This is a genomic window from Caulobacter sp. FG7, assembly GCF_057808875.1.
Window position 1 is genome coordinate 127,371 of the sequence record NZ_JBMDIW010000012.1, and the last position, 13,746, is coordinate 141,116.

Annotated in this window: 8 protein-coding genes; 3 read left to right on the plus strand and 5 right to left on the minus strand. The window is 71.5% G+C overall.

What is annotated here, in order from left to right; all coding sequences use genetic code 11:
- The first annotated feature begins 77 nt into the window (after nt 1-77).
- Nucleotides 78-740: a response regulator transcription factor gene (locus ACODR1_RS12065; protein WP_488880664.1), complete on the plus strand. Its 663-nt coding sequence runs from the start codon at nt 78-80 to the stop codon at nt 738-740.
- Nucleotides 737-2,101: a sensor histidine kinase gene (locus ACODR1_RS12070; protein WP_488880665.1), complete on the plus strand. Its 1,365-nt coding sequence runs from the start codon at nt 737-739 to the stop codon at nt 2,099-2,101. The genes ACODR1_RS12065 and ACODR1_RS12070 overlap by 4 nt, the downstream gene beginning before the upstream one ends.
- Here the strand turns inward: ACODR1_RS12070 and ACODR1_RS12075 are convergent.
- The 5 genes from ACODR1_RS12075 to bcsA are packed head-to-tail and all read right to left on the minus strand — an operon-like array spanning nt 2,098 to nt 12,274.
- Nucleotides 2,098-2,424 carry a hypothetical protein gene (locus ACODR1_RS12075; RefSeq protein WP_488880666.1) on the minus strand — a complete coding sequence of 109 codons (327 nt, stop codon included), beginning with the start codon at nt 2,422-2,424 and terminating at the stop codon, nt 2,098-2,100. The two genes, ACODR1_RS12070 and ACODR1_RS12075, sit on opposite strands and share 4 nt — an antisense overlap.
- 32 nt (nt 2,425-2,456) lie before the next feature.
- Nucleotides 2,457-3,455, minus strand: coding sequence for a family 8 glycosyl hydrolase (locus tag ACODR1_RS12080; protein WP_488880667.1), 999 nt, complete (start codon nt 3,453-3,455; stop codon nt 2,457-2,459).
- Nucleotides 3,456-3,465: 10 nt separating this feature from the next.
- Nucleotides 3,466-3,939, minus strand: a complete 474-nt coding sequence (bcsD, locus tag ACODR1_RS12085) for a cellulose biosynthesis protein BcsD (protein WP_488880668.1) — start codon at nt 3,937-3,939, stop codon at nt 3,466-3,468.
- Nucleotides 3,936-7,889 (minus strand): cellulose synthase subunit BcsC-related outer membrane protein, encoded by a 3,954-nt coding sequence (locus ACODR1_RS12090; protein ID WP_488880669.1) that lies wholly within the window; start codon nt 7,887-7,889, stop codon nt 3,936-3,938. The genes bcsD and ACODR1_RS12090 overlap by 4 nt, the downstream gene beginning before the upstream one ends.
- Before the next feature lie 14 nt (nt 7,890-7,903).
- Nucleotides 7,904-12,274, minus strand: a complete 4,371-nt coding sequence (gene bcsA, locus ACODR1_RS12095; RefSeq protein ID WP_488880670.1) for a UDP-forming cellulose synthase catalytic subunit — start codon at nt 12,272-12,274, stop codon at nt 7,904-7,906.
- Nucleotides 12,275-12,771: 497 nt separating this feature from the next.
- On the opposite strand from bcsA, the gene kdgD reads away from it, so the two are divergent.
- Nucleotides 12,772-13,689: a 5-dehydro-4-deoxyglucarate dehydratase gene (gene kdgD, locus ACODR1_RS12100; RefSeq protein WP_116487741.1), complete on the plus strand. Its 918-nt coding sequence runs from the start codon at nt 12,772-12,774 to the stop codon at nt 13,687-13,689.
- Nucleotides 13,690-13,746 lie beyond the last annotated feature (57 nt).

Consider the following 13,746-nt stretch of genomic DNA (forward strand, 5'->3'; position numbering starts at 1 on the left):
CTCTTGACCTCGACTGTCAATCGGCGTCGGATGGCCGGCGCTCCCCTCGTTTCGCGTCGTGACCCGCTACATCCCCGATGAAGATACTCGTTGTCGAGGATGATCCGCCTCTGCGCCGCTCGCTGACCGCCACCCTCGAGAGCGAGGGCCACCAGGCGGTCTGCGCCGAGACCGGCGAGGCGGCCCTGGCCCTGGCCCTGCCCGGCGACTTCGACGCCATGATCCTCGACATCGGCCTGCCCGACATCGACGGCTTCGAGATCCTGTCGCGCCTGCGTCGCGAGGGCTTTTCCACGCCGATCGTCGTGCTGACCGCCCGCGACGCCGTGCAGGACCGCATCGCCGGCCTGGACATGGGCGCCGACGACTATGTGCTCAAACCCTTCGACCCGTTCGAGCTGGTGGCCCGGGTGCGCGCCGTGGTCCGCCGCAAGAGCGGCTACGCCGCCCGCATCGTCACCCTTGGCTCGCTGACCTGCGACTGGGAGGCCGGCGCGGCCTGGGTCGGCCAGCGGCGGCTGGACCTGCGCCCCCGCGAATGGGCCGCGCTCAAGGCCCTGGCCATGCGCCCTGGACGGGTGGTCGACCGCGGCCAGCTGGCGGCCGAGGTGTTTCCCGACGAGCAGCCCGCCTCGCCCAACGCGCTGGAGGTGCATGTGGGTCGGCTGCGCCGCAAGCTTCAGCCCGACGGCCCGCAGCTGCAGACCCTGCGCGGCGCCGGCTACCGGCTGGATCCGTGAGGCGGCGGCGCCCGCCCAGCCTCGTCGCCCGCCTGCTGATCGCCCAGGTGGCGCCGCTGGCCCTGCTGGGCGCGGCGCTGGCCCTGGCCGGCGCCCTGGCCGCCCACCAGGTGGTGGAAAAGACCTCCGACCGGCTGCTGGCCGGCTCGGTGGCCTCGATCGTCGCCCAGATCGGCGCCGAGGACGGCCGCGCCAAGGTCGCCCTGCCGCCCTGGTCGCTGGGCCTGCTCGACAGTCCCGAGCGCGACGCGGTGTTCTACGCCGTGCGGCAGGGCCCCAGGCTGGTGACCGGCTATGACGACCTGCCCCATCCGCCGGCCCCGCCGCCCAACGAGACCGACTTCGCCTATGCGCAGATGCGCGGCTACCCGGTGCGCATCGCCCAAGCGACGGTGATGGTGCCGGGCGTCGCCGACCCCGTCGTGGTCGCCGTCGCCCAGAGCCTGGACTCCCGCCGCGCCAGCGTGCGCGAGCTGCAGTTCAACTTCATCATCCTGCCGCTGCTGCTGGTTCTGGTCGCCGCCGCCCTGGTCATTCCGGCCGTGACCTGGGGCCTGGCTCCCTTACGCAGCCTGACCGCCGACCTGACCCGCCGCGCCCAGTCCTCGCGGCCCGACTTCGCGCCCGTGCGCGACCTGGACGCCCCGGCCGAGCTGTCGCCGGTTGTGGCGGCCTTCAACCGCCTGATGCCCAGCCTGGAGCGCTTCACCAAGGCGCTGGAGCGGTTCTCGGCCGACGCCTCGCACCAGCTGCGCACGCCGCTGTCGGTAATCATCGCCAATCTGGCCCTGGTCGAGCGCACGATCGAGACCGAGCCGCAGAAGTCGCTGCTGAAGGATTCGATGGCCGCCGCCGGCAACCTGCGCCAGGTGCTGAGCCAGCTCCTGGCCCTGGCCCGCTCGGAGGCCGCCGCGGTCGAGGGGACCAGCGACCTGCGGCTGCTGGTCGAGACCATCGCCGCCGAGGTGGCGCGGGACTATCCGGACGTGGTCTTCCGCCGCCGCCTGCCCGAAACCGCCACCGCGGCCGGCAACGCGGTGCTGGTGGGCGAGCTGCTGCGCAACCTGGTGTTCAACGCCTGCGCCTACGGGCGGGGAAGCGTGTCGCTGGTGGTCGCGGCCGACGGCGCGCGACTTCGGCTGACGCTCTGGGATCACGGCCCCGGCGTTCCCCTTGAGGAGATCGGCCGCATCTTCAGCCCGTTCTTCCGGGGCAAGAGCAAGACCGAAACGAACGGGGCCGGTCTTGGCCTGGCGATCGTGCGCTCGATCGCCCAGCGCCTCGACATCGGCCTGACCGCCCGCACGCGCGCGCCGCGACCGGGGCTGGTGGTGGAACTGCGGTTCGCGGCGGCCGACTAGGCCCGCTCGACCATGCGGCGGAAGATGTCGTCCAGGCGCGCGCCGGCCGGCTTTTCGGCCACGGGCGCGGCGGGCCGGACCGGCTCGGGCGCCGGCTCGCAATAGGCCTTCAGGAAGCCGGACTCGACGGTGACCGCGTCCTCGTTGGCGGCCGGGGGGCAGCCGAAGACGTTGCGCAGGGCCAGGGCCATGGCCTCGCCCTCGCTGAGGGCCGGCTGGGCTTCGACCACCGGGGCGGCGTCGTCGAAGACCTGCTCGAACACCTGGTAGGGCAGGTTCGCCTGGTTGATCATCGAGAACAGTCGGTTGACGTCGCCAGCCATGGTTCGGCTCCACCGCTTCCAGCGGTACGGGGTTAAGGTCGTTTTCGTCCCTTCTCCCGACCCGCCATTTCGGCGAGCAGGCCAAGGGCCGAAGAATAGTACGTGCGATCCGGCGACGCTCCCCGCAGCGCCTGGATCGACGGGTCGTTCAAGGCCAGGGCGGCGATGGCGACACCGCCTCCAGATAGCGGAAAGTCGGCTTCCCGCCCGTCGGACATATTGACCCATGCCGGTGGCGCTTTTTGGGCTTGAATCTTTCCACGCCAATACGCGGCCGTGTCGCGCGCCAGCGAATCTTCTCCTCCCCAAGCGAGGTAAAGGGGCACGCGGATGGCGTCGAAGCCGAATAATGGAGGTTTTTCAGGCGCTAAGGCCAAGCTGCCGTCATTACGCACCAGAAGCCAGTCGGGCGGCAGTTTCTGCGCGCCGAACCGCCCCTCCACGGCCAGTTTGACCCCATCTGCGACCAGGGTGCGCCAAGGCGCCGCAGGGCCGTCCTCGACGGCGAAGTCCTGCAGCGCCGGCAGCACGAAATAGGACGGATTGACCACCACCCCCGCCGGGCTGCGAAAGCCCTCCAGGCCCGGCAGCAGCACGGTGCGGCCACCGACCTCGACCACCAACCTTTCGGCCACCGCCTCGCGCATGGCCTTGGAGGCGGCCAGGTACTCGTCGTTCTTCCACCGCCGCCCGGCCCGCAGCAGCGCCCAGGCCGCCAGGATGTCGCCGTCCGAAGCGTTGTTCTCGTCGGCGACGGCCGGCGTCGTGCTGGGATCATAGCGCCAGGCCAGCAGCGGCGCGTTCTTGCGGACGAGGTTGCTTCGGGTCCAGGTCCAGGCCTTGTCGAAGGCCTCGCGGTCGCCGTGCCCCTCGGCCAGCAGCATGGTCCAGCCCTGGCTCTCGCTGTGGCTGACCCCGCCGTTCTCGGGATCGATGGTGCGGCCGTCGGGCTGCACGTAGGTCGCCTTGAACTGCGCCCAGCCGTCCGGCGGCCGCGCGCAGGCGCTTCCGGCGGAGGCGATCAGCACCACCGCCAGCAGCCTAGACGCGGTGCTCGAACACCAGCGGAGAAGCCAGGGGATCGCGGCAGGTGGTGACCCCGCCCGGGCTGCCCTGCGCCGCCAGCCAGGCGCCGTAGGCGCCGGCCAGAAGCTCGGCCATGAGCGGCGGCCAGGCGCGCTTGTCGTCGTCTTCGAGAACATTCGGACAGGCCCCATGGGTGATGAGGATGTGGTCTTCGGCCACGGCGAGCTGCACCCAGCCCCAGTCCATGGCGTCGAGGATCTCGTTCAGGCGCACCTCCAGCTCGTCCAGCGTCTCGAGCTTGGGCAGGGCGTGGCGGCGGGCCATCCGCTCGCCGGTGGCGCACAGGAAGCGCTTGACCGCCCCCTGGTCGCCGACGGCCGCCAGTTCGTCGGCCAGCGACGCCAGGAACGGCGCCCACTGGCCGCTGACCCTGCGCCGGCGCAGATAGCCGAGGTCCTTGGACCGGGGATCGAACTCGCTGGCGCTCATCGGCCGCCTTCTCCACCGAGGATCTGCTTCACGCCCACGCTGACCGCGGTCTCGTTGTAGACGCCGAAGGTGTTGAAGTTGACCGCGCCGCCGATGCTGGCGCCGGGCCGGAACTGGTAGTCGGCCGACAGTCCGCCCGAGATCCCGAAGCCGCTGGCGCTCTGGGCCAGGTAGCGCGGGAAGACGTCCGTGTCGGCCAGGGCCAGGGTGGTCAGCTCGCCCTGCAGGGCCGCGTCCATCGGGAAGTAGGCCGCGCCCGCCTGGTTGTAGGTCTGGTAGCCGGGGGCGATCGCGCCCTTGAACTTCCACGCGCCCTGCCTGGCCGTGACGCTGATCGGCGCGGTCAGGCTGGTGAAGGTCTTGGGGCTGAAATAGCCGCCATGGCCCAGGCTGAAGAAGTTCTGGTTGTTGTCGAAACCCTGCTGGTTGAGGTTGAAACCGACCTGCACCTCGGTCTCGCCCCGGCGATACGGCCGGATGTAGCCGCCCAGATTGACCTGGTAGCCGTCGTTGTCGGCCACGTGCTCGCCGTCATAGTGGCTGTAGCTGGCGTCGCCGTAGAGGCCCGAATAGCCGTCGTCGTACGACAGGCTGACCCCGCCGCCGGTGCGCATCACCTTGCCCCAGCGCTGGCCGGTGACCGGGTCGCGGGCGCCGGCATAGGCCACGACGCTGTCGGTGACCGGGCGTCGCTCGATCCAGGCCTTGCCCTGGCCGCTGGCGCCCAGGCGCGGCGAGAAGGTCACGCCGCCGGCCACGTCGACGTCGCCGAAACCGATCGGGGTCGTGCCTATGTCGGCCTTCAGCGGCCCGGCTTCCATGGCCAGGTTCACCGACGCGCCCGAGGCGCTCTGCGGCGAGGCGGCGCGATAGACCGGCGCGAATTCGCCGACGATGGCGCGGGCGTTGACGATCTGGTTGCCGCCATAGCGCTGCTCGGCCGAGCCCGAAGGCGTGCCGCCGTCGATGCTGACCGGCGAAATCGAGGCGGTGAACCGCGCCTCGCCCAGGTTGGCCGAGGCAGAAGCCGTCGCCGACAGTTCATGCAGCCGGCCAAGGCCCGCCTCGCCCGAGCGGGTGCGGATCTGGGCCGAACCGGAGACCTGGGCGGCGGTGCGGGCGGTGATCTCGGCGATCTGGCGATCGATGTCGCCGACGACGGGATCGCGCGCGGCCGGGGCCACGAACGGATTGCCCGGCGCGGGCGCCACGCTCGTGGTCGGACGCGGCGAGGCCGCCTCGCCCGCACGGCCGTTGCGGCCGGTGAACGGGAAGGCCAGGCCCGCGAAGTTGCGCTCGCCATTGGTCGCGTACGAGGGCGCCGGCGCGGCCGGGGTGAGCACGCCCGCCAACTGGTCGCCGCCCGAGGCGACGTCGACGCCCAGCAGCGGCGCGGCGGCGGCCGAGCCCATCAGGTCGTAGCGGCTGGCCGCCACCGGCAGCACCGGCGAGGTGCGGGCCGGGACGCCGCCGTTCGTGAACGGATTGGGGCCAAGGCCCCCGCCCGGCGTCGCGTTGGAGCCGCCGGGCGCCAGCACCGCGTCCAGCCCCGAACCGAAGGTCGGCCGGCGCTCGCGCAGAAGCTTGGCGGTGCGCAGGGCTTCCAGCGCGCCGCGCTCGTTGCCGGCCTGGCGCTCGACCCGGGCCGAGGCGAGATAGAGGTCGGCGTCGCGCGGCGAGGCGGCGATGGCCTGGGCCAGGGTGCGGCGGGCGCCGGCCAGGTCGCCCTTGCCGGCCGAGGCGTCGGCGAGACCGATCAGGGCCTCCTTGTCGCCCGGCTTGGCCCGCAGCAGCACGCCATAGGCCTGGGCGGCCTCGCCGTACATCCGGCCGTCGAGGTAGACGCGGCCCAGTGGGGCCAGCAGGCGGGTGTTCTTGGGGGCCACGGCGAAGGCCGCCGACAACACGTCGAAGGCGCTGGCCAGGTCGCCGGACGCACGCAGGCGGTCGGCCCGTTCGGCGCCCAGGGTGGCTGTCAGGTCGGCGACGGCGCGGCTTGCCTCGGGCGAGGTTCCGGCGCGGGTGGCGGCCTGGCGGATGATGGCGGCGGCCTCGGCGTCGCGGCCGGCCTTGGCCAGCACCGCGACCATGCCGTCATAACTGGCCGGCGCCTCGGTGACGCCCTCGACCAGGGTGCGCTGGGCGATGGACAGCGCCGTCTGGCGATCGCCCAGGTCGTAGAGGGCCGAGGCCAGGCGGCCTTGCGCATCGACCGACAGGCCGGGTCGGGCCGCCAGGCCGCGAAGCTGGGCCACGCCGCCGCCCTCGCGGGCCTGGTCGATGGCCGCGTCGATCTCCAGACGGCCGCGCAGGGACGTCATCTCCGGCGTCATCCGGGCGGTCGAAGCGCGGCTGAGCAGGGCCAAGGCTTCGGTGGGGCGTCCCTGCTGGTCGGCGAAGACGGCGGCGGCGTGGACCTGCTCGGGATCGTTGCCGGCCGAGACCTGGGACATCAGCCCCTCGGCCGCCTGGGCCTCGCCCTGGCCGGCCAGGAAGCGGGCGAAGTCGAGCCGCACCCAAGGATCGCGCGGGGCCGAGGCCAGGGCGCTCTCGAAGGCGGCGTTGGCGCCCGACAGGTCGCCGTTGGCCCACAGCTGGTTGGCGCGCTCGTGGTCGATGCGGCCGCGCAGCAGGTTCTGGCCGCTGGCGTCGGGCGCCAGGGCCGGCGAGGCGGCGGCGACCGTCTCGGCCTCGGCCGTGCGGCCCTGGTCGAGCAGCACCTGCACCAGGCCCTGCTGGGCTTCGGCCTGGGTGGGGGCGACCGCGAGGATCTGGCGATAGACGCCTTCGGCCTCGGCGGCCTTGCCCTGGCGGCGCAGCGACTCGGCCAACAGGTTCGAGGCCAGCAGGCGGTCGGGATAGGTCTGGGCGGTCAGCGGCCGCAGGGTCTGCTCGGCCTTGGCCGCCTGGCCCTGGTCGAGCGCGGCCTGCGCGGTCTGCAAGCCGGAATAGAAGCGGGCGCTGGTCAGGGCCTCCTTCCAGCGGCCGGCGCTGGCGGGGCTGGCGCGGCCGGCCCGGGCCAGGAGATCGGCGGCCTCGGTGAACTGCTGGGCCTGCAGGCGTACGAGACCCAGGCCGCCCAGGGCGTCGGCGTCGCCCGCGCGGCGCGACAGGGCCGTCTGGAAGCGGCGCTCGGCCTCGGCCACGTCGCCGGCCTGCAGGGCCTGGAAGCCCTTGGCGCGATCGCCGGCCGACGGATCGACCGGGGCTGCGGCGCTGGCCTTGGGCGCGACCTTGGCGGCGGCCAGCTTGCGCGAGATCTCAGCGTCGTTGGGACGGGCGGCCAGGTAGTCGCCGAACAGGTCGGCGTTGCGCGGGCTGTCGTCCATCCAGGTCAGGGCCTGGCGCCAGGCGCTGGCGGCCTTGCCCGAGACCGGACCACCGCCGCCCGCCAGGCGGGCCAGCAGGGCCACGCCCTCGCGACGGCTGCCCTCGCGATAGGTCAGGGCCTGGCCCAGCGCCAGTTGCACGTTCTGGTCGCCGGGCTTGCGGGCGGCCAGGGCGCGCAGGCCGGTCTGGGCCTGGGCGACCCCGCCGGGCGCGCCGGCCAGGGTCTGGTAGTATTCCAGGGCCAGGGCGTCGGGCGGATTGGCCCCGCCGAAGGCCTGGCGGTAGGCCGCGGCGGCCGCGGCGTTGTCGCCCTTCTGGGCCAGGGACCGGGCGCGGGCCAGGTCGCCGCCGCCGGCCGCCGGGGCGCTGGCGCCCGGACGCGGGGGCGCGTCCAGCGCCGCCAGGCCGCGCTTGGCGGCGGCGTTGGCGGGATCTGCGGCCAGGGCGCGCTTGTAGGCGTCGGCGGCCAGGTCCTTGCGGCCCTTCTGGCTCCAGAAGTCGCCCTGGCGCACGAGGGCGGACACTGCCGCCCCACCGGGCGTGCTTCCGGTCTGGGCCTCCGCCACGCTCGCCGTCCCGCCCGCCATCAGGATGGCGGCCAGGGCGGCCTCTACGGACATGCGACGCAGGGTCTTCACTGGTGGCTGCCCCCTTCGAGGCGACGGCGCGCGACAGACTTCAGCGCGAAGATGATCGGGAACGACAGGGCCAGGCCCACGCCGAAGATGGAGGCGGCCAGCAGCAACGGACGCTGGCTCAGCCACCACATCATGTAGACCCACCAGGGCAGGTCGCCGGTATGGAACTGCTTGCCGACCTGGAAGCTGGAGAAGCCGTCCTCGGTGACCACCGCCAGGTCGCCCTGCACGCGGGCGTTCTGGGCCGGATCGTCCAGGCGGGCGAGCACGGCGGGCAGACGGGCGGGATCGCTGGCCAGCACGGCCACCACGGCCCGGTCGCGGTCATAGGGCGAGCGGAAGCTGACCAGGCCCTCGAAGCCGTCGCCGGCCACCAGCAGTTCGTCGGCCTTGCTCCGCGCCTTGGCCGCCTCGCCGTTGGCCATCAGGAATACCCGCTCGGCCAGGGCCGCGGTCTTCAGGCGCAGGCGGTCGGCGTCGAAGGCCAAGGGCGCGCCGGCGAACAGGCCGGAAAGGCGCCGCGCCGTATCGGGCCGGCCGATCAGCAGCACGTCGCGGCCCTTCAGCGAGGCGGCGTCGGCCGTGCGCGAGATCGCCACCCGCGTCACCGGCGCGCCGGTGACGTCGCCGAACCGGCCCATCAGGTTCAGATAGGCCTCGATGTCGGCCGGGGCCGGATTGGCGTCCAGCACCACGGTGGTCTTGTCGAGGTCGGCGTTGCGGGTGAACGGAAAGCCCGCGCTGGCGAAGAAGGCCAGATTGGGCAGGGCCGCGAAGTGACGGCCGCCGCTGAGGTCGATCGTGCTGTCGGGATCGATGCCGCTGTGGACGTTGGTCGGCAGCTGGCCCTGGCAGGCGCCGGTCTTGTTGCTCTTGATGTCGAAATAGAACTGCAGCTGGCTGGCGCCGAACAGCAGGTAGGGCGGCAGGTCCAGGCTGTGCTCGTTGCGGGCGAAGCGGTTGAACAGGCCGCGCACCTCGGCGGTGCGGTCCTGGGCGCTGAGCCGGTAGGAGCGCAGGTACTGGCCGTTCAGCGACACGTCCAGGCGCGACTGCTCGCGGTCGAACCACGGCCCCTTCGGATAGCGGTAGCGCACGCGCATCGGCGCGCCCTGCACCGGCCACAGGAAGAGGTCGGGGGCCACGCGGAACGGCACGGTGACCGGGGCCGGCGACAGGCCCGGCGCCTGCAGCAGCTGGGCGTCGACCAGCTCGCCCATGCGCACCGGGCGGTCCATGCGCAGCCAGCGCGGCGCGTCATAGGGCGCGCGCGGGGCGATCAGGGCGGTGTCGACCTGGGCCATGGCGCCGCTGAGGCCGCCCTGCGATATGCTGAGCGCCAGGGCCGCGCGGCGGATCTCGGAGGTGTCGCGGCCGACCACCAGCAGCAGCCGATGATCGGGCGCCTGCGGGTTGGCGACCACCGCCAGGGTGGGACCGTTGACCTGCGGCAGCACGAGGCCGCCGATCGTCTGGCCCGACTGGCCGAACACCACGCCCTCGCCCTGCGGCAGGGCGCCGATCAAGGTCGGGAAGGCAAAGCCGCGATAGCTGGCCCGCATGCCGAAGTACGAGGCCGCCGCCCCCGCCCCGCGCAGCACGGCGTCGGACGGGATCTCGGCGAACACGAACGGCAGGACGAGCTTGCCGCCGCCCTTGTCGAAGAATGGCCCGGGCAGTTGCGACAGGTCCGGCTGGCCCGCCAGGCGCGAGACGGTCAGCTCCAGGCGCGAGCGCTGGTTGGAGACGTTCATCCACAGCGACGAATGCTGCGGGTCCTCGCAGGCGCGGGTGTAGTGGCCGATGAAGCGGAGATTGAGGTTGTTGTCGCGCAGGAACAGGGCCGGGTCGATCGGGATCGACCACTCCGTTCCGGCCGCGCGGTCGGGGGTCAGCATCACCGTTCCGGCCGGCTCGCCGTTGAGGGTGACGGCCAGTTGCGACAGGTCGCCCAGCAGCGACGGCGAATAGGCGCCGTTGACCACCAGGCGCGCGGCCGTGACCACCTCGTCGCGGCGCAGGGCGAAATCGACGCCGGCCTCGCCCTGCACGCCTTGCAGGCGCACCGGCTGGCCGAAACCCAGGTCCTTCAGGGTCAGCACGCGGGTTGAGCCGGCCGGCGCGGGGGCGGCGACCTCGGCCGGCAGGGCCTGGGCCTTGGCCTGGCCGCTCCAGCCCAGGGCGCCGGCCAGCAGGGCGCCGGCCAGGATCACGGCCGCGCCGCTGTCGGGCCCGCTGGCGCGCGAGCGCGGCGTCAGGGCCGCGGGCTTGGCCGCCCGCCACCAGAACAGGATGCTGGCGCTGGCCCGCACAAGGCCGGCCAGGGCGGCCAGCGGCCGCACCGGCGCCCAGTGGGCGTTGGGCTGCCAGGCGTCGGCCCGGCCCACGACGTTGCGCACCAGGTCGCGGCGTTCGGCAAAGCCGAGCGGCAGGAACTGCACTCTCAAGACCCCCTTGTCGAACATGACGGCGCGCGCCTTGAACTGGCGGGCGCGCTCGTCCTGCAGGAATTCAACCGTGTCGATGTGGCGGTCGTTCCCCCAGAAGCCGTCGGGAACGATCGCCGAAAGGCCGCCCATCGAGACCTCGCGGGTCTCCACGTCCAGCACCTCGCCGTTGGTCAGGCGCAGGCGGGCGGGCAGCAGGGCCTCGATGCGGACATGCTGGCGCACCTGGCGGGTCTCGCGGCCGACGGCTATGGCCGTCAGCAGCACCAGCAGGCTGAACAGCGTCCAGAAGGTGTTGAGCACCAGGGTGCCGACCAGCACGATGTCGGGCTCGGCGGTCACCAGCTTCCACACGCCCCAGCACAGGCCGGCGATCAGCAGGCCCGCGACCACCACGTGCGGCCACATCAGCGACCAGTCGAAATAGCCCTTCTCCAGCCGGCCGCCCTTGTCGGTGACGTTGAACTTGCCGCGCTTGGGCGCGAACAGGGTGACGATCGTCGGGGCCACCAGGTGGAAGGCCAGCAGGGTCTCGTAGATCTCGCCCCAGAACGCCATGCGTTCCTCGCCCTGCATGCGGTTGTTGGTGACGATCGAGTGCACCAGGTGCGGCAGGGCGTAGACCAGGATCACCGGCGCCGAGGCGCTGATGATGTTGAAGCCCAGCAGCAGGAAGGCCAGCGGCGAGGTCAGGAACACGATGCGCGGCAGCGGGAATTGGAAGTGCAGCATCGCGTTCAGGTAACAAAGCCGCTGGGCCATGGTCAGACCCTTGCCCAGCAGCGGATTGTCGACCCGGAAGATCTGGGTCATGCCGCGCGCCCAGCGGATGCGCTGGCCGATGTGCAGGGCCAGGCGCTCGGTCGCCAGGCCGGCCGACAGGCGGATCTCGAGGAAGGCGGTGTTCCAGCCCTTGCGCTGCAGCTTCAGCGCGGTGTGGGCGTCCTCGGTGACGGTCTCGTGGGCGAAGCCGTGGGTCTCCTCCAGGGCCGAGCGGCGGATCACCGCGCAGGAGCCGCAGAAGAAGGCCGCGTTCCACAGGTCGTTGCCCGGCTGGACGACGCCGTAGAAAAGGTCGCCCTCGCCGGGGATGTCCTTCACCGTCTGGATGTTCCGCTGCACCGGATCGGGCGAGTAGAAGTGGTGCGGCGTCTGCAGCAGGGCCAGGCGCTGGTCCTCCTGGAACCAGCCCAGCGTCATCTGCAGGAAGGCGCGCGTGGGGATGTGGTCGCAGTCGAAGATGCAGACCAGCTCGGCGTCGGTCTGCTCCAGGGCGTGATTGAGGTTGCCGGCCTTGGCCCCGAAGTTGTCGGGGCGGGTCATGTAGATCGCGCCGGCGCGCTCGGCGAATTCCTTGAATTCGGGGCGGCGGCCGTCGTCCAGCAGGTACACCTTGAAGCGGTCGCGAGGGTAGTCCATCCCCAGCGCGGCCAGCACCGTGTCCTGCACGATCTCCAGGCTCTCGTTGTAGGTCGGGATGTAGACGTCGACCGTCGGCCAGCTGGGCGGCGCGCCCTCCAGCGGCCGCACCGGGCGCTGCAACGGCCAGGCGGTCTGCAGATAGCCCAAGAGCAGGATCAGCCAGGCGTAGATCTCGGCCAGGTAAAGGCCCGTGCCGAAGAACGCCTCGGCGGCGTTGCGGAAATGCAGGGTCTCGGTCGTGCGCCACCACAGATAGCGCGTGCTGACGATCACCGAGACCACGCACAGGGCGATGGTCAGGTGCTTGGACTGCGACAGGCGGTTTGCGACGACCACGCCGACGATGGTGGCGCCCGCGAACAGGGCCTGGTCCTTGAAGCTGAGCGGCATGACGATCGCCACGACGGCGACGGCCACGAAGGCGGCGATCAGCAGGACGACGCCCACGCGCAGCATCGCTCGCTCGACGAACGACTTCGGCGAACCCCCGTTCGTCATGCCAGCACTCGCGAGTCTTGGCCCTCGGACGACGGCCATGGCTGCACTGCTGTCATCGCCGAAGAACCTTCCACTCTATAGTCAAGCTTTCCAACGAGCGCGGACGGCCGATGCTATCTGTTACGCGTATGGACCTACAAGCGAGGCCGTATGGCTGATTGAGCAGCAGTTCCAGAGGGTGTCGCCGCGACCAAAGGCCGCATTACTTCCCGAAACGGGAAAACGATGGTTTCGACAACCTGACTGCAAAGATGAACGTCGAACGATACTTGCGGGCAACTCTATCCGCGAGTTCAAACCCACAGGCACGCCCGAAGGTGGAATTCACCGCGCAGGCGGGGTTCGGGGAACGGTTTTCAGCGTCCGGCCATCGAGCCAATTCCGGTATCGGTCGATAGCGCCTTTGGCTTAGACCCCGGCGGAGCGGCTCTCTACCGTCAGCCTCAAGAAACGGCCTCCCGGCGTTCGGGAGCAGGCCGTCGCTCGGAGAGGACTTCATGAGCCAGATGTCGCCGACGGACGTGGCCCGCCAGCTCGGCGGCGGCCTGCTGTCGTTCCCCGTCACCCATTTCGACGCCCAGCACCAGTTTCTGGAAGCGCCCTATCGCCAGCACTGCGCCTGGATGCTGGACCACGAGCTGGCCGGCCTGTTCGCCGCCGGCGGCACCGGCGAGTTCTTCTCGCTGCGTCCCGACGAGGTGGGCAAGGTGGTGCGCGCGGCGGTCGCCGAGACGGCCGGCAAGATCCCGGTCATCGCCGGCTGCGGCTACGGCACGGCCATCGCCACGGACCTGGCGCGCGACGCCGAGGCGGCCGGGGCCGACGGCCTGCTGCTGCTGCCGCCCTACCTGACCAACGCCACCCAGGAAGGCCTGCTCGCCCACATCGAGTCGGTCTGCAAGGCCACCAGCCTGGGCGTCATCGTCTACAACCGCGACAACGCCATCATCAACGAGGACACCCTCGAGAAGCTGTGCGACCGCAATCCCAACCTCGTCGGCTTCAAGGACGGGGTCGGCGACCTGGAGCTGATGATGCGGGTCTATGCCCGCATGGGCGACCGCCTGACCTATATCGGCGGCCTGCCGACGGCCGAGACCTTCGCCCTGCCCTATCTGGAAATGGGCGTGACGACCTACTCGTCGGCGATCTTCAACTTCCTGCCGCAGTGGGCCTTGGGCTTCTACAAGGCCGTGCGCGCCCGCGACCGCGAGACGGTGATGACCGGCCTGCGCGACTTCGTGCTGCCCTACATCGCCCTGCGCAACAAGGGTAAGGGCTACGCCGTCTCGATCGTGAAGGCCGGCATGAAAGCCGTCGGCCGCGACGCTGGGCCCGTGCGCCAGCCGCTGACCGACCTGACGCCGGCCGAATTCTCCGAGCTTCAGGGCCTGATCGCCCGCGTCCAGGGCTGAGGATGACGGGGTCGATGCGCCTGACCCCCGCCGCCCCCTTGATGACCGCGCTCTCGA

Coding starts and splice junctions, on each gene's coding strand:
- ACODR1_RS12065 (WP_488880664.1), top strand. CDS start 78: ATGAAGATACTCGTTGTCGAGGATGATCCGCCTCTGCGCCGCTCGCTG.
- bcsA (WP_488880670.1), bottom strand. CDS start 12,274: ATGACGAACGGGGGTTCGCCGAAGTCGTTCGTCGAGCGAGCGATGCTG.
- ACODR1_RS12090 (WP_488880669.1), bottom strand. CDS start 7,889: ATGTCCGTAGAGGCCGCCCTGGCCGCCATCCTGATGGCGGGCGGGACG.
- bcsD (WP_488880668.1), bottom strand. CDS start 3,939: ATGAGCGCCAGCGAGTTCGATCCCCGGTCCAAGGACCTCGGCTATCTG.
- kdgD (WP_116487741.1), top strand. CDS start 12,772: ATGAGCCAGATGTCGCCGACGGACGTGGCCCGCCAGCTCGGCGGCGGC.
- ACODR1_RS12075 (WP_488880666.1), bottom strand. CDS start 2,424: ATGGCTGGCGACGTCAACCGACTGTTCTCGATGATCAACCAGGCGAAC.